This window comes from Methylobacterium pseudosasicola, from assembly GCF_900114535.1.
GTDB lineage: Bacteria > Pseudomonadota > Alphaproteobacteria > Rhizobiales > Beijerinckiaceae > Methylobacterium > Methylobacterium pseudosasicola.
The window spans coordinates 16595-39139 of record NZ_FOTK01000026.1 but is presented as its reverse complement, the minus strand read 5'-3'; the positions used below and the strand labels follow the sequence as shown (position 1 = coordinate 39139).

The 22545-nt window shown below is 64.1% G+C and carries 19 protein-coding genes; 4 read left to right on the top strand and 15 right to left on the bottom strand.

Translation table 11 applies throughout. The annotated features are described in order from the left end of the window. Positions 1 to 130: 130 nt before the first annotated feature. Positions 131 to 3280, top strand: a complete 3150-nt coding sequence (locus BM228_RS22130; RefSeq protein ID WP_092044001.1) for an SIR2 family NAD-dependent protein deacylase — start codon at positions 131 to 133, stop codon at positions 3278 to 3280. 546 nt (positions 3281 to 3826) lie between these two features. On the opposite strand, the gene BM228_RS22125 is transcribed toward BM228_RS22130, so the two are convergent. The 3 genes from BM228_RS22125 to BM228_RS22115 form a co-directional block, all read right to left on the bottom strand. After that, positions 3827 to 4345, bottom strand: a complete 519-nt coding sequence (locus BM228_RS22125; RefSeq protein WP_092043999.1) for a recombinase family protein — start codon at positions 4343 to 4345, stop codon at positions 3827 to 3829. Positions 4346 to 4682: 337 nt separating this feature from the next. Next, complete coding sequence (locus BM228_RS22120; RefSeq protein WP_092043998.1) at positions 4683 to 5498, bottom strand: SIR2 family NAD-dependent protein deacylase; 816 nt, start codon at positions 5496 to 5498, stop codon at positions 4683 to 4685. Further along, positions 5499 to 6047 (bottom strand): non-canonical purine NTP pyrophosphatase, encoded by a 549-nt coding sequence (locus tag BM228_RS22115; RefSeq protein WP_092043996.1) that lies wholly within the window; start codon positions 6045 to 6047, stop codon positions 5499 to 5501. It lies immediately after the preceding gene. A gap of 85 nt (positions 6048 to 6132) precedes the next feature. On the opposite strand from BM228_RS22115, the gene add reads away from it, so the two are divergent. Both add and BM228_RS22105 read left to right on the top strand, forming a co-directional pair. Beyond that, on the top strand, positions 6133 to 7131 hold the full coding sequence (add, locus tag BM228_RS22110) for an adenosine deaminase (protein ID WP_092043995.1): 999 nt from the start codon (positions 6133 to 6135) through the stop codon (positions 7129 to 7131). Between the two features lie 157 nt (positions 7132 to 7288). Then, the gene (locus tag BM228_RS22105; RefSeq protein WP_092043993.1) at positions 7289 to 7534 is read left to right on the top strand and encodes a hypothetical protein; all 246 of its coding nucleotides are present in this window, start codon (positions 7289 to 7291) and stop codon (positions 7532 to 7534) included. A gap of 327 nt (positions 7535 to 7861) precedes the next feature. Here BM228_RS22105 and BM228_RS22100 read toward each other — a convergent pair whose 3' ends face one another. The 10 genes from BM228_RS22100 to BM228_RS22055 form a co-directional block, all read right to left on the bottom strand. Beyond that, a complete protein-coding gene (locus tag BM228_RS22100; RefSeq protein WP_092043992.1) occupies positions 7862 to 9148 on the bottom strand; it encodes a Y-family DNA polymerase in 1287 nt (428 codons plus the stop codon). Further along, complete coding sequence (locus BM228_RS22095) at positions 9145 to 9573, bottom strand: LexA family protein (protein WP_092043990.1); 429 nt, start codon at positions 9571 to 9573, stop codon at positions 9145 to 9147. Before BM228_RS22095 ends, BM228_RS22100 begins: the two co-directional genes overlap by 4 nt. A 540-nt stretch (positions 9574 to 10113) precedes the next feature. Next, positions 10114 to 10833 (bottom strand): alpha/beta fold hydrolase, encoded by a 720-nt coding sequence (locus tag BM228_RS22090; protein WP_092043989.1) that lies wholly within the window; start codon positions 10831 to 10833, stop codon positions 10114 to 10116. Then, positions 10830 to 11708 (bottom strand): HTD2 family dehydratase, encoded by an 879-nt coding sequence (locus BM228_RS22085; RefSeq protein ID WP_092043988.1) that lies wholly within the window; start codon positions 11706 to 11708, stop codon positions 10830 to 10832. Before BM228_RS22085 ends, BM228_RS22090 begins: the two co-directional genes overlap by 4 nt. Continuing rightward, positions 11705 to 12820, bottom strand: a complete 1116-nt coding sequence (locus tag BM228_RS22080; RefSeq protein ID WP_092043987.1) for a CaiB/BaiF CoA transferase family protein — start codon at positions 12818 to 12820, stop codon at positions 11705 to 11707. The genes BM228_RS22085 and BM228_RS22080 overlap by 4 nt, the downstream gene beginning before the upstream one ends. 14 nt (positions 12821 to 12834) lie before the next feature. Further along, the gene (locus tag BM228_RS22075) at positions 12835 to 14001 is read right to left on the bottom strand and encodes an acyl-CoA dehydrogenase family protein (RefSeq protein ID WP_208612081.1); all 1167 of its coding nucleotides are present in this window, start codon (positions 13999 to 14001) and stop codon (positions 12835 to 12837) included. Between the two features lie 40 nt (positions 14002 to 14041). Further along, positions 14042 to 15526, bottom strand: a complete 1485-nt coding sequence (locus BM228_RS22070) for an aldehyde dehydrogenase (RefSeq protein ID WP_092043984.1) — start codon at positions 15524 to 15526, stop codon at positions 14042 to 14044. An 18-nt stretch (positions 15527 to 15544) separates the two neighbouring features. Next, positions 15545 to 16141 (bottom strand): thiamine pyrophosphate-dependent enzyme, encoded by a 597-nt coding sequence (locus tag BM228_RS22065; protein WP_092043982.1) that lies wholly within the window; start codon positions 16139 to 16141, stop codon positions 15545 to 15547. Further along, a complete protein-coding gene (locus tag BM228_RS22060; RefSeq protein WP_092043981.1) occupies positions 16129 to 16656 on the bottom strand; it encodes a thiamine pyrophosphate-binding protein in 528 nt (175 codons plus the stop codon). Before BM228_RS22060 ends, BM228_RS22065 begins: the two co-directional genes overlap by 13 nt. A 132-nt stretch (positions 16657 to 16788) precedes the next feature. Continuing rightward, positions 16789 to 18156, bottom strand: coding sequence for an MFS family transporter (locus tag BM228_RS22055; protein WP_244537255.1), 1368 nt, complete (start codon positions 18154 to 18156; stop codon positions 16789 to 16791). A 696-nt stretch (positions 18157 to 18852) separates the two neighbouring features. Between BM228_RS22055 and BM228_RS22050 the strand changes: the two genes are divergently transcribed. Next, positions 18853 to 20139, top strand: a complete 1287-nt coding sequence (locus BM228_RS22050; RefSeq protein ID WP_092043979.1) for an MFS transporter — start codon at positions 18853 to 18855, stop codon at positions 20137 to 20139. Between the two features lie 6 nt (positions 20140 to 20145). Here BM228_RS22050 and BM228_RS22045 read toward each other — a convergent pair whose 3' ends face one another. Continuing rightward, entirely contained in the window at positions 20146 to 21093 is a 948-nt protein-coding gene (locus BM228_RS22045; RefSeq protein ID WP_092043978.1) for a LysR family transcriptional regulator, read from the bottom strand. Between the two features lie 307 nt (positions 21094 to 21400). Next, positions 21401 to 22210, bottom strand: a complete 810-nt coding sequence (locus BM228_RS22040) for an FCD domain-containing protein (protein ID WP_092044081.1) — start codon at positions 22208 to 22210, stop codon at positions 21401 to 21403. Positions 22211 to 22545 lie beyond the last annotated feature (335 nt).

Below are 22545 nucleotides of genomic sequence, written 5' to 3'. Positions count from 1 at the left end.
CGGCCGTGGAACCCGGCTCGCGCCGATCCCTTGCATTCCGTGCCGCTGTTCGCCCATCCTCACGGGTGAGCCGGCGAAGCTTGGAGGCGCGCAACCGGCGATACCCAGCAGGCGCGCCGGGCGACGCACGATGGCCGGTAGGACCTCCCGCAAGACCGTCGCCATCCCGGCGACCCTGGTCGAGTCGATGAAGCAGCAGCGCGTCATCCTCTTCCTGGGCGCCGGCGCCTCGATGGAGGCCGGCGCCCCGTCGGGCGAGGCCCTCCGCGCCGACCTGGCTAAGAAATTCCTCGGCTCGGAGATGGACGGCTACGATCTCATGTCCGTCGCCGAGATGGCCATCAAGGCGCACGGCAACGGAGTGGTTTTCGAGCACGTCCGCGGCCTGCTGGCCGGATACGAGCCGTCCGAGGCCCACAAGCTGCTCCCGACCTTCCGGTGGCGTACTATTGCGACGACGAACTACGACCTCCTCGTCGAGCGGGCCTACGCCGCGACGCCCGCGAAGCTGCAGGTCCCGGTGACCTTTGTGCGCGACACCGAGCCCGTCGAGGAGCGGATGCAATCCGTCCTCAACCCGGTCGAGTTCCTGAAGCTGCACGGATGCCTTGAGCAGCTGCACGACCCGGACCTGCCGCCGATCCTGTCCCACGAGCATTACGACCGGTACTCCAGGAACCGGACCCGCCTCTTCGCCCGCCTGGAGGATCGGGCCCGCGAGAGCCCCATCGTTTTCTGCGGCTACCGCATCGCCGACGCGCACATCCGCAAGCTGATCTACCGCTTCGCCGAACTTGGCGGCCGTCCCCGGTATTACATCGTCGTCCCGAAGCTCTCCGAACAGGAAGTGGCCTACTGGGAGAGCATGAACGTCGGCGTCATCGACGCGAAGTTCGGCGAATTCGTCCGCGGATTGGACCGGGCGGTGGAGCCACTTTTCAGGACGCTATCTGTGGCCGCGGACGTGAAGGAGTTGCCAGTCCGGCGCCTCTACAAGGTCACCCACATGGAGTCCCCCAGGCTCAAGGCGGCGCTGGAGCGGGACTTCACCTACCTCTACCAGGACCTGCCCCATCCCCACCAGGATCCCCGGCGCTTCTACGAGGGCTTCGACACCGGTTGGGGCGCCATCGTCCAGCGTCTCGACGCCAAGCGCCGGCTGACCGACGACCTCGTGTTCAAGGCGGTCATGGAGGAGCCCCCCGCGTCCCGCGAGGTGCGCCTGTTCGTGCTGCGCGGCCCCGGCGGGGCGGGCAAGTCGATCGCGCTGAAGCGCGCCGCGTGGGACGCAGCCACCCAGCTGGACGCGTTGGCGCTCTGGTTCGAACCCGCGGGCGCCCTGTCGGGGGAACGCCTGATCGAGCTCCACGAACTCACGGGCCGCCGCATCTTCCTCTTCGTCGACCGCATCGCGCTGCACGCGGAGCGGGTCGCCGCGGCGCTGAAGCTCGCCAAGGGGCAGCGGGTTCCGCTGACAGTCGTGGGAGCCGAGCGGGACACCGACTGGAACGTCTATTGCGACGTGCTCAAGCGGTTCTCCCCGCACGAGCTGCGCGTCGCCAACCTGTCGACCGGCGAGATCGAGAGCCTCCTCGACCTCCTGCAGCGCCACGGCTCCCTCGGCCTTCTCTCCGGACACAGCCGCGCGGAACAGGTGGAGGCCTTCCAGCAGCGCGCCGAGCGACAGCTTCTCGTTGCGCTCCACGAGGCCACCCAGGGCAAGCACTTCGAGGACATCGTATTCGAGGAGTATCAGCGCATCGTGCCCGAGCAGGCCCAGCGCCTCTACCTCGACATCGCCACGATGAACCAGTTCGTTGTCCCCGTCCGGGCCGGCACGATCTCGCGCATCTCGGGCATCCGCTTCGAGGATTACGAGCGCGATTTCTTCGGACCGCTGGAGAACGTCGTGCTGACGATGCGCGATCCATACACCGGCGACTACCAGTACCGCGCACGCCACTCACGCGTGGCCCAATTCGTGTTCCGTCGCGCCTGCGCCACGGACGACGAAAAGTCGGCCCAGCTCATCCGGATCATCAACGGGCTCGATCCCGGATACTCGACGGACGACCAAGTCCTGCAGGACATCGTGCGCGGGCGGAAGCTCAGCGAGGACCTCTCGGACGTCGAGGCCGGGCGGGCCGTCTACCGCGCGGCGGTGGCCGCCGTGCCGGCCCACGCCCACATCCTGCAGCACTGGGCGATCTTTGAGGCCCACCATCGCCACGGCTCCCTGCCCGAGGCCGAGGACCTGGCGCGCAAGGCGCGCGACCTCGCGCCGAGGTCCAACTCGATCATCCATACCCAGGCCGAGATCGCACGCCGGCGCGCCAACGCCGAGCGCTCGCCGGTTCTTGTGGAGCAGTTCCGCAAGCAGGCCCATGAACGTCTGGACGAGGTGCGTTCCTCGAAGGACCCGATCGCGCTGACGAGCCGGTGCAAGCTGGTCATCGACGAGATCGCGACCCTCGGCGAGGCGCTCGACGAGCGCGGCACCGAGCGCGGCACCGAGCGCGAGCTCGCCTTCTTCGCGACCAAGGTCAAGTCGGCGGAGGACCTTCTCGCCCGCGCCCGGCAGGTGTCAGTGGACGATGCCGCCGTGGAGCAGGTTGAGGCGCGGCTCCACGACGTCCTTGAGCGCCCGGACAAGGCGTTGCGCGCCCTGGAGCGCGCCTTCTCCCTCGGTGCCAAGGGCGCGGGCGTGGCGATCCGGCTCGCGAGGGCCTACGGCGCGCGCGGGCAGGAGGACAAGGCGGTAGCCACCTTCACCAAGGCGCTCGAACGCGCGCCCGACGACAAGCTCCTGCACTTGGAGATGGCGAAGCTCCTCCTGGGAACGGCCGCCGACGGGAACGTCGTCAAGGGGCACCTCTCCCGCAGCTACAGCACCGGCGACCAGAATTTCGACGCGCGGCATCTCCACGCCCAGTTCCTGTTCATGACCGGCGCGGTGGCCGAGGCCGTCGATCTCTTCGCGGAAGTCGACAGGCGCGCGCCGGACGATTGGAAAGTCTCGACCCCCAGGAACGAGTCCCTCGTTTCGAAGCGGCTCGGGCGCTACAGCGGCATCGTCGTGAAGCGCGACCTAGCTTATTTGTTCATCAAGTCATCGGCTTATCCCCGCGACATCTACGGCCGGCAGGATCACGCCGGCCCCGACGACTGGCAAGCCCTGGAGGTCGGTGCGGAGATGAACTTCTGCCTGCGCTTCACCCGCTCGGGGCCTGTCGCGGTCGACATGCGCCCGGGCCGGGTCAAGCTCGATACCGCCGCTTGATCCGGCGTCGGGCCTCCCGATCGCGACGGATCTGGGGATAAGGCCGTGGAACCGTACGGAGGCCATTGACGCCGAATCACCCGGTTCCTTATCTGTTCGTCGACGTCGAAATGACGCTCCCGCCCCGGTTATGCATCGGGGTTCATCGCCCTCGTAGCTGACGCTCGGGCGGTCCCAATCGAGGCACCCGCGATGACCTTCCTCCTCGCCCCGCGAAAATGGGCTGACCTTCGGCGTTCGCGCCGATCCGCGATGGCGTCCGGCACGGCCGGCGACCGTCGCACCTCTCGCTTCGATCCGAAAACCACCGAGGCCTGACCGGCGCCGCGAGCGTGCCCGGCTGCCTCGCGATGGAGGCAGACGGCCATGGCCAATACAGACCAGATCTCACGCGACCACTCTAGGCGCGATAAGACCAAGCGCATCCGCGTCGAGTGCACCGCGTCCCCAGTCGACGACCTCGACGCCGATCGCTTCCCCGCCGACGACGCCAATAATCCTCTTCTCGCGCATCGCAGGGCAGGCCTGAGGCCCGCTTGCGAGACGCTACCGCTCGCCGCCCTGCTGGAGGGCCTCGGCAAGGCCGGCCTCCGTCGGCTGCGGGCGTCCCGGGGCATCGCACTGGTCGTCGAGGTCCCCTCCGCCGATTGGGCCGAGCCGATCGACCGTGCCCTCGCCGGGCTGACCCTGATCGATCAACCGCGCCTTGCTGTACTCCTGCCCGTCGATCAGCGTGACGATCGTGACGCCGGCGTTCACGATGTCCATGAAGCGGGGCAGCGCTTCGACGACCGCCTCGCGGGAGAGCCGGTCCAGGCTCTCCATGACGAGGTAGGAGCCGCGCGCCACCCGGCCGTCCTCGACCATGGAGAGGAAGGCACCGAGCGCGCCTTCCGTGCGGTTCTTGCCCCGGTATGCAGATACGCCGATGTCGCGCAGGCCCTCGTCGAGCTCGATCCCACGACCGACCGCCCACTTCCGCGCGGCCTCCAACTGCCGCCGCAGGCTATCGCCGCGGAGCTGCTCGGGGCGTGACATGCGGATGTAGCTATAGGCGACCGGCATCCGGTCACGGTGATCCGTGTCGGTTGAGTTTTCGTGCATGGTCGTGAGCAGCGCCGCGATCCGTGATCCGTCATTGATCGACCGAGGCCGTACGGATCAATCTTCAATTGCAGGCCGGGCTGGGCTACGGCGGTACGAGGCTTATCGGGAAGCCGTCAGGATCCAGAATTTTCGTGTCATTGGGAGAACCATGTCAAACGAGTAATCAGGCGCTGCCAACCCGGCAAGCGAGAGTGACCGATCATCCACCGCTACCTGCCCCCCGGGACGGCCTCTCGCTGCTGCGGAGGTCGACCCGATGGGGAAATTGGCTACCCGGAATTGTTTAGATAACGTCTCATTTCAGTGCAGCGACAGAGGCGATCAAAGTCTCGAAAAAATTCGGGAGCGCATCTTCAACGTTATCGACATCCATGGTGATCGTTTCGACGCCCCAACTACGAAGCACACGTTGCTGTACTGGATCAGGCCTCGTCATAAACATATACGAAGGAGGCCGGTCTCCTTCATATCCAGATAATTTCCACATCTTCTGCATCTTGTATAAGAGGAGGCGCATGTTGAGGTCTGTGAGGCTATAGCCGACAAATAAGACCGACCTCCCGAGAATATCTGACCGGAATTTAATATCTAATGGTGTTTCAAAATTAAGTCGCTCAAAATAATCAGACTCGGTCAAAACCATAGAGAGATCATCATCGAAGTCGCCATGAAACTTTACTATGTGCGCAATATCGGGGTTAGCTAGTGTAATATCTTTCGCGTTTGCAATTTTATGGTGTTTCATACCCTTAAGCTTGAATATATTCTCAATATTCCTGTCGTAATTTGTTGTATAAATGAATGGGAAATCTAGTTCAACAATTTGGTTGTGGACTTTAGAGGCCTGCAGCTTTGCGTCGTCCACGCTCCATTCTCGATCCATCCAACTTCTTAGCCCGCCAATCTTACCTTTTTCGAGTTTGTAAAATTCAGCAATCGTTAGATAATTAACGCCTGGACCCATCATGATGTTGGGATCGTAGTCCAACTCCTCTGCAATCTTGTTCATGAGCTGTCCCCACGATGGAAGACCAAGGCTCATCGAAACCCCGGCGCCCACAAAGAGCACCGCTCGTTTTGTATGGATGGCGCGCGCGAGACCGTCGAGCATCTATTTCCCTCCCAGGTGGACGGAAAGCTTAGTGAGAGCTAACCGCCGCATCGAGATATCGTTTTTACGATCTCCCATTTCGGCGAAAGTTTCCGAGCTGCCTTCCGGTACAAAAATACAATCCCACTGGAAATCTCTGTTTCCCCTGGGGCTTGATGCAATATTTCCTCGTATTTCTCCTTGAAATTTGTATATTGATCGTCCATCACAGTATCCGATGAATGTACGGGCCATGACCCCTGTGTCGGTTCCCTGTCCGAATATTTCCGTGACGCGATCTGGACCGATAGTGTCCCAAAATACTTGGGTAAGTCCGCCTGGAAAACCATTTAGCCGCTCTATAAATAGGCCGGTTTGCTCGACAAAAAGCGGGTGACCGATCTTGTGAAATGCTTTTGCTGCTTTATCGGAGACAATTGTGTCAATATCATTTGTTTGAAGCTCATTGAGCTTTATTGAAATCGGAACAACTGTAACTCCAACAGATCCTAGTATTTTCGTAGCCTCTTTGATCTTATGATCGTTTCCGGAAAGAAACCTCACTCGCATGATTGGCTTCCGATCGCTAGCGTTGCGTCAATCAGAATTCTAGGTATGGCGGGTCCCAAGACACTCGAAGCACAGATGTAGCAAGATGTACATCGACCTGCACGTCCACCTTAGAGGCACTGTCCGCCCTGCCAGGGCGCGGCAGTTAGCTCGGCAAGCTGGTCGGGAGTTTGATGAAGGGTTGTTAGATGAAGGTGGAGCTTTCAAATGGCATGACTTTTCGAGCTTCTTAAAAACTTACGACCGTGTCGCAAGCTTGGTGCAAGACGCGGCCACGCTGGAAGAAGTAGCCTATGGATATTTGAAGGAATCGGCTGAGCTCGGTGCAATCTATGTGGAGCTCATGCTTTCTCCGCCCGATCTAATGAGACAGGGGGTTCCCTTTCATGATCAAATCTCCGCCCTGAATTCTGCATGGGAGAGAAGCCGATCCGACTTTGGTATTGAAAGTCGGTTGATCGTCACCTGCGTGAGGCATTCCGGGCCTGATGCTGCGATGGAAGCAGCCAGACTTGTTGCGGAAAATCAGCATCCGTATATCGCGGGATTTGGTCTCACCGGCGACGAGCGACAATATGACATCAATGTTTTTGCGCCGGCCTTTAGGGTGGCAAAAGACGCCGGTCTGCGGCTCACAGCGCACGCAGGTGAGCACATGCCAGCATCTACTATTGTCGAAGCCGTCGAAGTTCTCGGACTTCATCGTGTTGGTCATGGGGTTCGCGCAGTAGAAGATAAATCTGTCGTCTCATATCTCGCGCGAAACCGCATCGGTTTAGAAATCTGTATTTCAAGCAATCTGGCCTTGAACCTGTATCGCAATTTGGAAGAGCATCCTATTCGTCGCCTCAGGGATGGCGGATGTTTGACCGCCTTGGGGTCAGATGACCCGGCATTCTTTTCATCTTCACCGACGAATGAATATGCACTAGCAGCTGCCGCGTGTTCTCTAGACATGGAGGGTTTGAAGCGTATTTCTTCCGAGGCTGCAGATATGTCTTTCTGCGATCAAGAGACAAAAAAGCGGCTTCATGAGAAGATTGCCATTGCCGAGGGCGGCGGAATTGAGCCGGCTTGCCATTGATGTGAAATTGTACCAAATTATGAACAAGCCGTTCGGGCAGGCGATCGCGTACCTAATTCGATATTGCGAACGACTTGTTGAAAACCGGTTGTACATGCATGATTACCAAGTGCCCGGTTTACCAGACTTGGACCGTCGACGGGCGAACGGGGCAAGCATGCCGGATTATCTCTATCGCGCCGTGCATCGGCGGCCGGGCGGGACCGTCGGCCCCACCCTGGAGGCGCAAATTATTCGGGCGGCGACGGTGGTCGAGGCTATCGCCCAGGCGCGCCGGAGCGACCTCAACAAGAGCGCCCTGGGAACCAACGCCGTTTACGTCTCCGCGCCGGAGGTCGGACGCTCGATCGGGACCCTGCACACGTTGGACGTTCGCCCCTGCTCGGCCGTCTACGACTGCTAGGTCGGATGGGGTGCGACGTCTTCCACGCATCAGGGGGGCGACGACGCCCTGCGCATGATGTAGGCGGGGCGAACCTTCGACCTCATGTCTACCGACATCGTCACGCCCGAAATGACGGGGGGCAGCTCGCAGACTTGGCTCGGGTGATCTATCCCGGCATGAAGGTGCTCTACCCCCCGGCGACACCCGCAACGCGGTGTTTCTAACTACGTGATCGAGCCCGGCCCGAGCCTGCCGCCCAAACCCTTCCGGATCGACCAACTCGCCGAGAAGGTGCGGGCGGTCCTAGATACCTGAGGCCCGAACCACGGATGCACGGCTGGTCCGTCAGGCCGCCACGACCGGGATCTCCTCAAGCCTGGTCGTGTAGCGCGGCGAGCGCATCTCGAATTTGGTCGACCATCCCCGCGACGACGCAAACCCTGCGGCGGCTGGGACGACCGCCCCGCGCCCGAAGCGCCGGTTGCAGGCATCCAATGCCGCCATGAGCGCAGCCCCCTGCTCGCGATCGATCTGGCCGAGGCCGGGCATCGCCCTTTGCGAGGCATGCAGCGGCAGGAGGTCGGTCGTGACCACGCCGGCCTTGGAGTAGCGGAAACCGCCCCGCCAGGTCTTCTGGACGCCGTGCAGGGCGGCCTTCACCAGCACCAGGCTGTCGTTCGACGCCTCGGGCAGGATCACCACCGTCGAGACCGACCGCTGCGGCTGGGCCCGGTCGTGCTCGGAGGTATGGAAGAAGACCGTCACGTGGTCGGTCCCTAGCCCTTCCCGGCGGAGCTTCTCCCCAAGCCGGGTCGCGTGGGCGGCGACCGCCTGCTTCATCGTCGTGAGATCCTCGACTCGGTCGGAGAAGCTGCGGGTGACGGCGCAACCCTTTCGGGTCGCGGCAACCTCCTCCAGGTCGAGGCAGGCCACCCCGCGCAGCTCCTGCACCAGACGCTCGCCGACCACCGTCATCGCCTTGCGCACGAGGCGGGTATCGAGGTCGCGCACGTCGGCGGCGCTCTCGCACCCGAATGCCCCCAGCTTGCGAGCGCTCGCCGGGCCGACGCCCCAGATGTCCTCGGGCGGGATCCGAGCCATCCAGTGGTCGTAGGCGACCGGGTCGGTCAGGTCGCAGACCCCGCCGAGATCCGGGTTCTTCTTCGCGACGTGATTGGCGAGCTTGGCCAGCGTCTTGGTTGGGCCAATCCCGACGCAGGTCGGGATCCCCGTCCAGGCCCGCACCGTCTCGCGCATGTCGCGGGCGAGCGTCGCGCGGTCCCGCTCGCGCACATCCGAGATGTCCAGAAAGCTCTCGTCGATCGAGTAGACCTCGATGCGGGGGGAGAAGTCCCGATACATCGCGTTCACCCGGGCCGACATGTCGCCATAGAGGGCATAGTTCGAGGAGTAGACCCGCACGCCTTGGGCCTTGCACAGGGCCCGGATTTTGAACCAGGGGGCGCCCATGCCGATCCCGAGCGCCTTGGCCTCGGCGGTCCGCGCGATCGCGCAGCCGTCGTTGTTCGACAGGACGATCACAGGCACCCTCGCCAGCCGGGCGTCGAAGACCCGCTCGCAGCTGCAGTAGAAGCTGTTGCCGTCCGAAAGCGCGTAGGCCCGGGCACTCATTCGCTCCGGCGCCTCGGGTTCACCGAGCCGGAGACTACGCCCCAAACCTCGATCACCGCGTCGGGGGCGAGCTGGAATTCGGGAAAGCGCGGGTTGGCGAAGTGTAGGCTGACGCGCGGCCCCTGGCGGCGCCAGACCTTGAAGCTGCGCTCGCCGTCAACGTCGACCACCACCACGTCGCCGTTACGCGGCTTGAGCGAGCGGTCGACCACGGCGATGTCACCGTCGAACAGCTTCGCCAGCACCATGCTGTCGCCGGCCACCCGCACCAGGAAAGTCGCCGGGCGGTTGGCGATAAGCAGCCGCTGCAGGTCGATTTCGTCCTCGATGAAGTCGTCGGCCGGGCTTGGGAAACCGGCCCGGACCGCCTTGGCAAGGATGGGGACGGGCGTGGGCAGTCCGATTGTGACGTTGAGGACCTGCATGCGCTCGCTCCGAATCCTGCGGAACGAAAGTGGAACATGCGGCCCGGGTTTCCGCCAAGCGTCCGAGCGTTGCCGTCAAAAAATTGTCTGCGCCGACGAGCCTCGGATGTGGATAGCTGTGGACAACTTTCACTGTGCGAGCTGATCGGCCGGTTTCGAACACCGTTCGCTCGACCGCCTCGGCCTCGTGCGGACGTCGAACCCGCCTACCTGGCCGCGAACCGCGCTGTTACGGTGACACGCCCACGCAAGCGGGGGCCGGGTTGCTCCGGCCGCGGGATCGGCCCACTGATGTGTCACAACCTCCTGACGTTGTGGCCACCCGCGGAGCGTCTGCTTGAGGCCACAGAGCTGACGCACGGAGTGGAAATGCGTTAGGTCGGCAAAGGGTCATGAGGTGAACGCCTCAGCCGCACCAAGGTCTACTTCCTTGGTCTCAAAGCCGGAAGAGAACGGGCTAGTTTCAGCTAGACTAGGCTTTGCTAGATTTTCGGTGAAGAAAATCGGCTTTGGGCGCGGTACGTGACCCGTGCTCCCATCTCAGCCTTGGGGCAGAATGGAATGTGATGTCTCGTCGAGTAGCCAGCGCCTCAGGGCCATCGATACGGCATGGGGATCCTCGATCGGGGTCATGTGCCCGCAACGCGGGATGATCACGAGCCTGGCCCCCGGGACAAGGTCCGCCATCTCCCGATGGATCTCAGGCGGGGTCAGGAAATCGTTCTCGCCGCACACGATGAGGAGCGGGCAGGACAACCTCCGCAACACCTCCCTGCCGTCTCGGCGCTCTACGTTGTTCTGGCGCACGAACACCTCCGGACCGAGCCGCTCCGTCATGCCGCGGATCCGAGAGACAATCGCAGCGTCGTCGAGATGTGACGGGTCCAGGTAGGTCGCCAGGAGCTTGTCGCCGAAGCCGTGGAACCGGCCGGGGGCCCGGGCAGCCTTGTCGAGCGCCCGACGAGCGCTCGCCCGGGCGGGGTCATCGGGCCGGATGGACGTGTCGAGGAGCGCGAGACGCGTGATGCGTTCCGGCGCCTGCCGCAGGACTTCCTGAGCGACGTAGCCGCCCAGCGAGAATCCCGCGAGCGCGAATCGCGACGGCGCCGATTCGAGAATCGCGTCGGCTAGGTCGGCTAGGGTTTCGCCCTGCGTGATGTCGGCGATCTGGCACGCGGCCACGTCGGAGAGCGCCGCGACCTGGTCGCGCCATAGGTCGCCATCGTTCAGGAGCCCCGGCAGCAGGACGAGCGGCGTCACGCGCTTCCCCGTTCCACTGTGCCCGTCTTGTCCCAGCTGGCCTCGGCCGTCATCGCGGCCGGACCGCGCTCGCGGGCGGTCCAGAGACGCATGCTTTCCCCCTCGTCGGTCGCGTTGAGGACGAAGGCGCTGTCGTCGAATAACGGCGATCCGCTTCGGAACGTGAACCGATCCGGGGCCACACCCCGCGCCTCCGTGGCGAAATGGATCAGAAGGGCCGCCTGGAGGGGACCGTGCACCACCAGGCCGGGGTAGCCCTCGACCTCGGTGGCATAGGTTCTATCGTAGTGGATGCGGTGCGCGAAGAACAGGATTGCGGAATACCGGAACAGCAACGGGGTGCTCGGGACGATTATCCTGCGTCTATCCCCGCCCGCCGCGGGGACCGGAGGTTTGCCGAGCGTGCCACTCTCCGGCCCGCGAAATACGATGTTTTGCCGTTCGCTGACGACAGCCGCGCCGGCGACCGACAGGAGGTGATCGACGGTCACGAAGCAGAGCGGACCGGTGCGCCCCTCCTTGGTCGTAACATCCGCAATGCGGGACACACGATCCACCGTGTCCCCGACGCGGATGTCGCGATGGAAGCGGATTGAACTCCCCGCCCACATCCGGCGAGGCAGCGGTACCGGCGGCAGGAAGCCGCCGCGCTGCGGATGTCCGTCACTCGCAAGCATCCCCGTCGGGACGGTCTGCGGGGTCATGCAATGGTAGATGAGCCGCGGTGCCGGGGCCCCCTCCTGCGGAGGTGCGCCGGGAAGGTCGAGCGTGGCGTGATAGCGTGCCGCGAGGTCGGGACTGACGACGTCGGACCGGATTTCCTCGCGGCCGATCCAGGCACGGAGGTCTACGGTTCCGTCGAGGTCGGCGGTCACGGCGTGCTCCTTCCGGACGAACCCAAGCCCGGAACCGGCCCGTAGCGCCTCTCCTCGCCCCGCACGATCGGCGCAGGCGCCGGAATGGCGACCGGGCCGGCGGGCGTTTCCACCGTGATCCGGCGCAGATGTGGATGGCCTGCCAGGGCCGCCATGTCGTTGACCGACGCGAAGGCCGTGTCGGCCTCCGTCAGACGCGCCGTCGCCTCGACCTCGTCGAGATCGGCGAAAACGCGAGCGACAAGTTCGTCGGTCTCGGCACGGTTGCGGGTGCGGGCCACGTTGGTCGCGAAGCGCGCGTCCTTCCCGGCGGCCGCGTCGCGGAGGAAGACGGCGCAGAACTTCAGCCACTCACGGTCGCTCTGGATCGAGATCAGCATCGGCTTGCCGTCCCGCGTGGCGAACACGCCGTAGGGGGCGATCGAGGGATGGGCCAGCCCCACCCGCTTTGGCGCCCGGCCTCCCTCCTGGTGCAGCAGCGGCACCGCGAGCCAGTCGGCCATGACGTCGAACATCGAAACCCGGATGTCGGCCCCCCGCCCCGTGATGCCGCGCCCGATAAGAGCCTCCAGGATTGCCGCTTGTGCCGTCGCCCCCGTGGCGATGTCGACGATCGAGATGCCGACCCGGGCCGGCGCTTCGGGTCCGCCGGTGATCGACGAGAGGCCGGATTCGGCCTGGATCAACAGGTCGTAGGCTTTGCGGCTCGCGAGCGGCCCGACCTCGCCGTACCCGCTGATGGAGCACGCGATCAGCCGCGGGTACTCGCGGCACAGGGTCTCGACGCCAAGCCCCATCCGGTCAAGCGCTCCGGGCTTGAGGTTCTGCACCAGCACGTCGGCGCCGGCGATTAGCCCACGCAGCGCGCTCCTCCCCTCCGCGGTCGCAAGGTCGAGGACCTCCGATTCCTTGCCGCGATTGAGCCAGACGAAGTAGCTCGACTGCCCCCCGGCCACGACGTCGTCGTAGCCGCGGGCGAAGTCGCCCTCCGGCCGCTCGACCTTGACGACGCGGGCGCCGGCGTCGGCCAGCCGCGCGGTACAGAACGGCGCGGCGACCGCCTGCTCGATCGCGACGACCACGAGCCCATCGAGGGGAAGACGCGCGCTCATCCGCCTCGCCTCCCTCAGTAGGACTTCGGCAGGCCGAGCATGTGCTCGGCGACGTAGCTGAGGATCAGGTTCGTCGAGATTGGCGCGACCTGGTAAAGGCGTGTCTCGCGGAACTTGCGCTCCACGTCGTATTCCGCCGCGAAGCCGAAGCCCCCGTGGAACTGGATGCAGGCGTTGGCCGCCTCCCAGCTCGCCTTAGCGGCGAGGTACTTGGCCATGTTCGCCTGGGCCCCGCAGGGCTGGTGCGCGTCGTAGAGCCGACAGGCCTCGTAGCGCATCAGGTTGGCCGCCTCGACCTCGATGAAGCTCTCGGCGATCGGGAACTGCACGCCTTGGTTCTGGCCGATCGGCCGGCCGAAAACCTTGCGGTCCTTCGTGTAGGCGGTGACCTTATCGATGAACCAGTAGCCGTCGCCGATGCATTCGGCCGCGATCAGCGTTCGCTCGGCGTTGAGCCCGGTAAGGATGTACTTGAAGCCCTTGCCTTCCTCGCCGATCAGGTTCTCAACCGGGATCTCCAAGTCGTCGAAGAACAGCTCGTTGGTCTCGTGATTGACCATGTTGACGATGGGCTTGACGCTCATGCCCTTCTTCTGGGCCTCGTGCAGGTCAACGAGGAAGATCGATAGGCCCTCGGACTTCTTGGCGACCTGGTCGATCGGCGTCGTGCGGGCCAAGAGGATCATCAGGTCGGAGTGCTGGACCCGCGAGATCCAGACCTTTTGGCCGTTGATGACGTAGCGGTCGCCCTTCCTGACGGCCACGGTCTTGATGCTGGTGGTGTCAGTGCCAGCGGTGGGCTCGGTCACGCCCATCGACTGGAGGCGCAGCTTCCCCTCCGCGATCTTGGGCAGGTACCTCTTCCGTTGCTCCTCAGAGCCGTGGCGAAGCAGCGTGCCCATGTTGTACATCTGGCCGTGGCAGGCACCCGAGTTGCCGCCCGCGCGGTTGATCTCCTCCATGATGACGGAGGCCTCGGTGAGCCCGAGGCCGGAGCCGCCGTACTCCTCGGGAATCAACGCCGCCATCCAGCCGGCCTTTGTCAGGGCGTCGACGAACTTCTCCGGATAGGCGCGCTCCTCGTCGACCTTGCGGTGGTACTCGGCCGGGAACTCGGCGCAGAGCGCCCGCACCGCGTCGCGAATGTCGGCGTGGCTGCCGTGATCGATCGTCTGCACGATTCTCTCCCTGGATCTTTCAATACCGTGCGCCGGGGGCGGCTCAGCGCATCACGAAGGGGTCCGGCACATCCTCGGCGAGGTTGATCCAAACGCTCTTCGTCTGGAGGTACTCCTCGATCGCCGCTAGGCCGTTCTCGCGGCCGATGCCGCTCATCTTGTAGCCGCCGAAGGGGGCCATGAAGCTGACCGCCCGGTAGGTGTTCACCCAGACCGTCCCGGACCGGACCCTGTCGGCCATCGTCACGGCCCGGCGGATGTCGGTGGTCCAGACGCCGGCGGCCAGCCCATAAAGGCTGTCGTTGGCGATCGCGACGGCTTCGTCCTCGTCCTCGAACGGGATAATCGAGAGGACCGGGCCGAAGACCTCCTCCTGCGCGATGCGCATATCATTCGACACGTCGCCGAAGATCGTTGGCTCGACGAACCAGCCGCCGGCCAGTCCGGGGGCCGAGGGTCGACCGCCGCCGAGGAGGCAGCGGGCCCCCTCGCCGCGGGCGATGTCGATGTACGACAGCACCTTCTCGCGCTGAGCCTCGGTGGTGATTGGACCGACCTGGGTCGTGCTTTCCATCGGGTTGCCGAGCTTGGCCCGTCCGGCGAACTCGACGAGGCGGCGCGAGACCTGCTCATAGATCGGGCGCTGGACTAGGAGCCGCGAGCCCGCGATGCAGGTCTGGCCGGAAGCCGCGAAGATGCCGGAAATCGCGCCCTTCACAGCGTGGTCGAGGTTGGCGTCGGCGAAGACGATGTTCGCGGACTTGCCGCCCAGCTCCAGCGTGACGTGCTTGATGCCCTTCGCGGCCGCTGCGTAGACGGCCGAGCCGGTCGCATCGCCCCCAGTGAAGGCGACCTTGGCCACGAGCGGGTGACCGCACAGCGCCGGGCCGACCTCGGCGCCGTAGCCTGTCACCGTGTTGACGACCCCATCGGGGAAGCCCGCCTCCTTAACCAGTTCCATCAAGGCCAGGGTCGAGCACGACGTGAACTCGGACGGCTTGACGACCACCGTGTTTCCCGCGGCCAGCGCTGGGGCCAGTTTCCACGTCAGCAGCATCAACGGCGAGTTCCACGGGGTGATGCAGACGATCACGCCCAGCGGCTCGCGCTTGGTGTAGGTGAGGAGATGCGGCTTATCGAGCGGCAGGACGCGCCCCTCGACCTTGTCCGCGAGGCCGCCGTAGTATCGGAACCACTCCGGGATGTAGCGGAGCTGTCCGAGCATCTCCGCATAGAGCTTGCCGTTATCTCGCACCTCCAGGGCGGCGAGCCGTTCCGCGTCGCGGGCGACCAGGTCGCCGAGCCGGTGCAGGAGCTTGCCGCGGTCCGTGGCGGACATCTTCGGCCACGGACCGGATTCGAAGGCCGCGTGCGCGGCCACTATGGCGCTGACGGCGTCGTCCTCGCCGCAGCGCGGGACCTCCGCCCAGGCCTGTCCGTCGAACGGGTTGGCCGTGGGCAGCCAACGTCCGGTCGTGCTCACGCACGTCCGGCCCGCCACCACGTTCTCGAACCGCTGAAGGTCCATCGTCCCTCTCCCGTCGGGTCAGATCGGCGCGTGACCCAGCGCCATGCGGAAGCGGTTCTTGACGTGGACGCCGTCCCGCGGGGGCAGCACCCGAGGGGCGTTCTCGGCCCGGATCTTGATGGTCGCCAGCTTCGGGCCCTCCCGCGAACCGATCCGCGCGCGGAGGTCTTCTACCTGCGCCATCTCGCGGATCTCGGCCGTCCAGGGAAAGCCGCAGCTCCTGGCGACCTGGTCGAGGCTGAGCCCGCGCCCGGCGTGGCTGAGCTGCATGCCGGTCTCGCCGAAATGCCCGTTGTCGAGCACCGCGACGGTCAGGTTTGACGGGGCCTGGACGGCGATCGTGGCCAGGGCCCCGAGCCCCATCAGCATCTCGCCGTCCCCGGTGACGACCAGCACCGACTTCCCGGGCTGAGACTTGGCCAAGCCGAGGCCGACCATCGCCGCCGAGCCCATCGCCGCCCAGAGGTAGTAGTTGTTGTCGTGGTCGCCCGCCGCCATCACGTCGTAAGAGGGCGAGCCCAGGCCAGTGACGACCAGCAGGTCCTTACGGCCATCCAGCAGCCGCTTGACGACCTCGCGGCGATCGAGGGCGCCGCCCGCGTTCACTTCACCCATTGCTTCTCTCCGATCAGGCGTTGTCCGAGCAGCACCGCGCAGGCAGCGTCGCCGTTGAAGGCCATGGTGGCGGCCCCATGGACGAGAGGCGCGACGTCCTCAGGCTTGTCGGCCCGCCACGTCATCACGCCCATCAGCTTGAGCGAGGCTTCGGTCGCCTGTCCCATCGGGTTCTGCCAGGCGTTGAACTCCGCCCAGTCGCCCCGCATGGTCACGAGCATCAGGAGCGGGAAGCGAGCCATAACCTGAAGCGCCAGGGTGTTGATGCAATTGCCGACGCCGCTCGACTGCAGGAGCAGCGCACCCTTTTCTCCACCGAGCCACGCACCGGCGAGATAGCCGATGCCCTCCTCCTCGGTGGTCAGCACGACGGACTGGATCTCATCGTCCGCCTCGGCAAGGCGAAGCGCCACCGAGTGGCCTGCGTCGGGTACGTAGGCGATATGCTTGATGCCGTGCTGCTTAAGCACGCGGAAGACGTCACTCTTCCACCCTTGCGACTCGTCGTTGTCCATTTCTTCAGCTGCCACTTTTGGCCTCCGATGCGAGTGAGAGAATTGAGATTTGTTTTACGTGATTGCCGGGGGACGGCCCAATACTCATTTTCTAAATGAGTGATGCCATTTTGATCTAGCTCGGCGGCCGTGTCAGGCGAGGGCGCGGGAAGCTCGGAATCCCGCGTTGCTCTCGATTGCCCCGTCGCCCTCAAGGTAACCGTGCCGGTCCAGGTGTGGCAGCGCGATCGAGGCGAGAAGCACCGCGCCGTTGATGAGGGCGACGTAGAAGAAGAAGTACGTCTCGACGTTCTCGCTGCGCAGAAAGAGCGCGACGTACTCGGCAGTGCCGCCGAAGATGGCGTTGGCGATCGCGTAGGGTAGGCCGACGCCGAGCGCTCTTACCTCTGCCGGGAAGAGCTCGGCTTTCACCAGCCCGGCGATCGGCGTGTAGAACGACCCGATGAGCAGGCCGGACAGGACGAGGCCGAAGGCGGTCAACGGGGACTTGGTCGCTTGGATGGCGAACAGGATCGGCACGACGAGCGACACCGCGCACGCCGAGTACAGTAGCATGCTGCGCTTGATCCCGATTCGGTCGGACAGCAGGCCGAAGACCGGCTGGGCGACCATGTAGCAAACCAGCGCCGAGGTCATGATGAAGCTGACGGTCGTCGCGCTGAAGCCAGCCGACAGGACTAAGAATTTCTGCATGTATGTCGTGAAGGTATAGAAATAGAGCGAACCGCCCATGGTGATGGCCAGGACGAGCACGACCGCCCGTTTGTGCCGCATCAGCCCCTTGATCGAGCCGGCTTCCTTGTCTCGCATGGTCTTGGGCGTGGCCGTCTCGTGCATCGACCGGCGCAGGACCGAGACCACGATGGCGCCGAACGCCCCGATCACGAACGGGACGCGCCAGCCCCAGGCCTTAAGGTCCTCGACCGGCATCGCGTGCTGGAGGAGGGTCACCGTCAACAGCGCGAGCAACTGGCCTGCGATGATGGTGAAGTACTGGAAGGATCCGTAGAACGCGCGCCGGCCAGGTCCCGCGACCTCCGCGAGGTACGTGGCTCCGGTGCCGTACTCTGCCCCGACGGAAAGGCCCTGGACCAGGCGGGCGAGCACGAGCAGGGCTGGCGCGAGGAAGCCGATCGTGCCGTAAGTCGGCAGGCAGGCGATCAGCAGCGATCCGGCGCACATCATCGCGACCGAGATGATCATTGAGATCTTCCGGCCGCGGGTGTCGGCGATGTAGCCGAACAACCAGCCGCCGAGCGGCCTCATGAAGAAGCCGACGGCGAACACGCCGGCCGTCGCCAAGAGCTGTGTCGTCTGGTCACCCGCTGGGAAGAACGCGGCAGCGAAATAGATCGACGTGTAGGCATAGACGAAGAAGTCGTACCACTCGACCAAGTTGCCCGCACACGCACCGGCGATCGAGGCGACGACCTTGCGTCGCGCTGCCGGTGCGGTGTCGCGCACATCGGCATCGATGCCTGGCTTTAAAGCGTTCGCCAACGTTCCCTCCCTGATGATTATGTTGTTTTGTCTCTAGAAGTCGCTCGCCGCGTCTTATTGCGCGCTTGCATCGAGTGAATTCGCGGGGTTAAAATTCAAGTATATTACTTAAAAAGACTTGGCGATTCGTCAAAAAAACATATGCCGCAACAATACAGCCGAACTACAACAATTGTATCTAAATATGAGTCCTGATACTTACAGTCTTTACGCTTTCCACCGCGGGAACTTACACAGCCGCATTTAAAAGATCGAGGCATAGCTCGGCCTACCAGTTATACAACCTCTTTATATGGTTGAGGTGGGCGGTCGAACTTGGAAGGGTGGCCGATAAGCCTGAACAGGCCGGTGCTCTCTGTTCGGCCGCCCTTCGAGGGAATGTTGTTCAGCGGGTCCAATGGCCACGAGGCGCTCGCCGACCGCAAGGCCGCGGCAGCTGACCTCAAGCGGGCGTTCCCGCACCATCTGAGATGGGGCCGGGATCAGGGCCCCCCATAGAGAAGCCGGCATGCCCTCGTGTCCAGCCATACAAAAGGCTCTATCTGGTATCGGAAACCTCGAATTGACACGGCATCGAGATGTCTAAAGGCTCAAGCGTTCGATAGGCAGCGTCGTCGCCGACCGAAGACTATGTCGCCCGAAGGAACTCAAGAATCCCGGGCTCTAGACGATGTTACTCGTCGGGAGGAAAACGACATGACCGACAATGCCATCCGAGCGTCGGGCGTCCCGGATAGCTCGCCGCTCGGATTCTACGGCGCGATGAGCCTTTCGGAGCGGCGGACCTTCTGGGGATGCGCCGCCGGATGGACCTTGGACGGGATGGATTTCATGATCTATCCTCTCGTCCTCGGCACGCTCGTCAACCTTTGGCACGTTGATCCCTCGAAGGCGGGCCTTGCGGCGACCAGCACGCTCCTCGCCTCCGCGGTCGGTGGTTGGGCTGCGGGGTACATGTGCGACCGTATCGGCCGGGTGCCGACGCTCCAGATCACCATCGCCTGGTTCTCCGCTTTCAGTCTGCTCTGCGCCTTTGCGCAAGACTTCGATCAGCTGCTCGTGGCGCGGACACTGCTGGGGATCGGCTTCGGCGGCGAATGGGCCGCGGGCTCGATCCTGATGGCCGAGATGGTCCGGCCGGAGCACCGGGGCCGTGCGGTCGGTACGGTGCAATCGGGCTGGGCGATCGGCTGGGGCATAGCCGTTCTGCTGCAGGCCGTGCTGTTCTCGCTGCTCCCGCCGGAGGAAGCATGGCGCTGGATGTTCGCGGCCGGCGCTCTGCCGGCCATCCTTGTCTTCTTCCTGCGCCGTCACGTTGAGGAGCCCGCGCTATCGAGAGCGTCTCGGCGGAGGCAGGCGGCTGCGGGTGACCGCCCGGCCATCACGGAGATCTTCCGCGGATCCTACCTGCGCACCACCCTCCTCGCGTCAGTGATGATGGCAGGGGCCCAGGGCAGCTACTACGCGATGAGCACGTGGGTGCCGCGCTACCTCACCACCGAACGCCATCTCACCCTCGTCGGCTCTACCGGCTACCTGGCGACACTCATCCTGGGCAGCTTCGCCGGGTACCTTACGGGGGCGTGGCTCGCCGACGTCCTGGGGCGGCGGAAGCTCTTCGTCACGTTCTCCGCCGGCGCCGTCATCACCCTTCTCGCCTACCTCCAGGCTCCTCTGCCGGCGGGCGCTATCTGGGCGCTCGGTTTCCCGCTCGGCTTCTTCTCGACCGGATTCTTCTCGGGCATCGGACCGTTCCTGTCCGAACTCTATCCCACCCGCCTGCGAGGTTCCGGCCAGGGCTTTTGCTATAATTTCGGGCGGGGCGTCGGCGCGCTCTTTCCCACGATGGTCGGCGCCCTCGCGGCGGTCACGTCCCTCGGGAACGCGATCACCGTCTTTGCCGGGGCGGCATATGTCCTCTTCTTCTCGCTGTCCTTCGCGTTCCCCGAGACGAGGGGCATGGCACTCGACGACCATGGGTGACGCCGTCTACTTCTCCGGTTCGAGTTCACCGGCCGAATCGAGGACTTGGCCCACCCAGATCCCCCGCCGCGCGAGATCGAGCGCGATCTCCACGATGGTCCTGCCGGCGAACCGAGCGGCTGGGCTGACGGGCCTGTCCGCGGCGAACGCCACGACGAGCTCTCGCGTCGGCGTCGGATCAGCAAGACGGGTCGCTGACAGATGGCCGGCCTCGACCAGCGAGTAGATGGGCGCCAGCGGCAGCACCGTCGCGCCGACCCCGTCGCGTACGAGGTTGATGAGGGTTTGGAATGAATCGGCCTCGACGACGACCCGGATGCGGACCCCGACGCGCCTGGCGCATTCCTCGACGATGTCGCGAAGCATGTGCCCGGGACTCGGCAGGACGAGTTCCAGGTCCGCCAATCGGGAAAACGGGACTTCTTCCGTTCCTTCACCTCTTCCATTAGAGACCAGCAGCAAGGTTTCCAGCATGATCGGGATGATGCGAAGCGCGTGTTTGTGCGTCGGATTGTAAGATACCGCGACGTCGACCTGGCCGCGCTGTAGCCAATCGAGCAGGTGACCGCTGTAGGCGCTGCCCAGCCGGAGGGCCAAATGGGGGTGCATCTCGCGCAGTCGCGTGACGAGGGGCCCCGTGACGATCTCCGCTACGGTCGGCGTCGTACCGATCGAGAGGGAGCCGCGGAAGGAGGTGCGACCCGTGGCGACCGTGTCGCGGATGGCGTCCATCTGGGCGATGATCCGGACCGCATGGGCTAAGACTTCGCGGCCAGTGTCCGTAATGACCATGCCGCGCCCATGCCGGTCGAAAAGGGCGGTCCCAAGTTCCTCTTCGAGCAGCCGGATGTGTCGGCTCAGGGCGGGCTGCGCGATGTTGAGGCGATCGGCGGCCTTGCTGACGCTTCCGAGTTCCGCGACGTGTACCAGCGTGCGAAGTTGCGAGATGTCCATGTCGCGCCCGATCGGTGGCCGAACCGTGCCAGCCCACCGCTAAGTTCCTGTGTGTCATGCTCGCACGGTAGCGCAGGGGAAGCGAGGGGACGCACCGCTGCGACTTTGAGACGGGACACGGCGAGGGCCAGGGCCCGCCCCGGGGACCAGGGTCCGGACGCTGCAGAGGAAGGACCCGTGGCGGTTCAGCAGATCCCTCGATGGCCATTTAACGGACGTCGAGCGCGATCCTAGGCACCTCGCCTCAAACAGCTCGCGGCGCGCCGATCATCCGTTCTGGCGCCCCGTCGCGCGGCGACGGCCCCGATTAGGCAGGAGAGAGTCGTCCGGGTCGACGAACCTTGCTCTGAGCTCTTGCCGTTCGGCCGGGGTCGGGAGTTTCGTTCCTGACGCTATCTCCCTCGGCGCCGACTTCGGTCCAGTAGAATCCTGCCACGGCGGTCAGATGCTCCAGCATGGCGGCCTCCGCCGTGTCAGGATCCCTCTGCTTGATCGCATCCAATATCCGCCTGTGAAAGGCCAACGCGGACGCGGACGCGCCTGAAGTCTTCAATGAAACAGATCGCTGCTCTTCGAGCCAAAGCGCAGATGCCTGGTGGAGTGCATTGAAGATCTCGTTGCGTGCGACCCTCGTGATCTCCAGATGGAACGCGAGGTCAGTCTCGGAAAACGTCTGGGCATCGGTGGCCGCCTCATTCCGGGCTAGCGCAGCTTCCATCCGCTTGATGTCGACCGGCGTGGAATGGCTCGCCGCGTAGCGGACCAAGCTACACTCCAGAATGATGCGGGCCCTCTGGAACTCCCTCATCCCCTCTTCGCGAGACAACAAGTACCGGGCCCCCACCGAGATCTCGTCGATCAAGGCGCTTGCCGACGGGACTGTCACGTAGGCCCGCTCGCCGTTGCGGATACTGACGAGGCCGTTCCTCTCCAGCGCGAAGAGCGCCTCGCGGATCGAGGTGCGCCCGACCCCGAACGCCTCCATCAGCTCCCGCTCTGGCGGAAGCTGGTCGCCCGGCGCCAGCGCGCCGGACTTCATCATCCCCTCAAGCTGGTCGACCACATCCTCGTAAAGCTTTTTCCGCTTCACGGGCTTAACGGACGCCTGGATGCTCATGACCTGCTCGATGACACCTATTGAGCCGTCATACCACGTCGTGCCCGACGAGTGCGTCACGCGAGGCGAGTGCCCACGCATCAGCGCCCAGTCGAGCTCTCCACTTACCTCCACATCACGGCCGCCGCGACCGCATCCCACCAGCCAGCCCAACCACCGTCACCCACACTTTGGTATGATAGGTAGACAGCATTATAGTGACATGATACCTGGTGCAAATGGCTTACCGACGCGATCGGCGACCGAGGCTGCAGTAGGCCGAGAAAGCCAATTTTAAATGTAAAAATGCCTCTCTAAGTCTCATTGGCAACAATATTAGTATTATTAATCTGCAT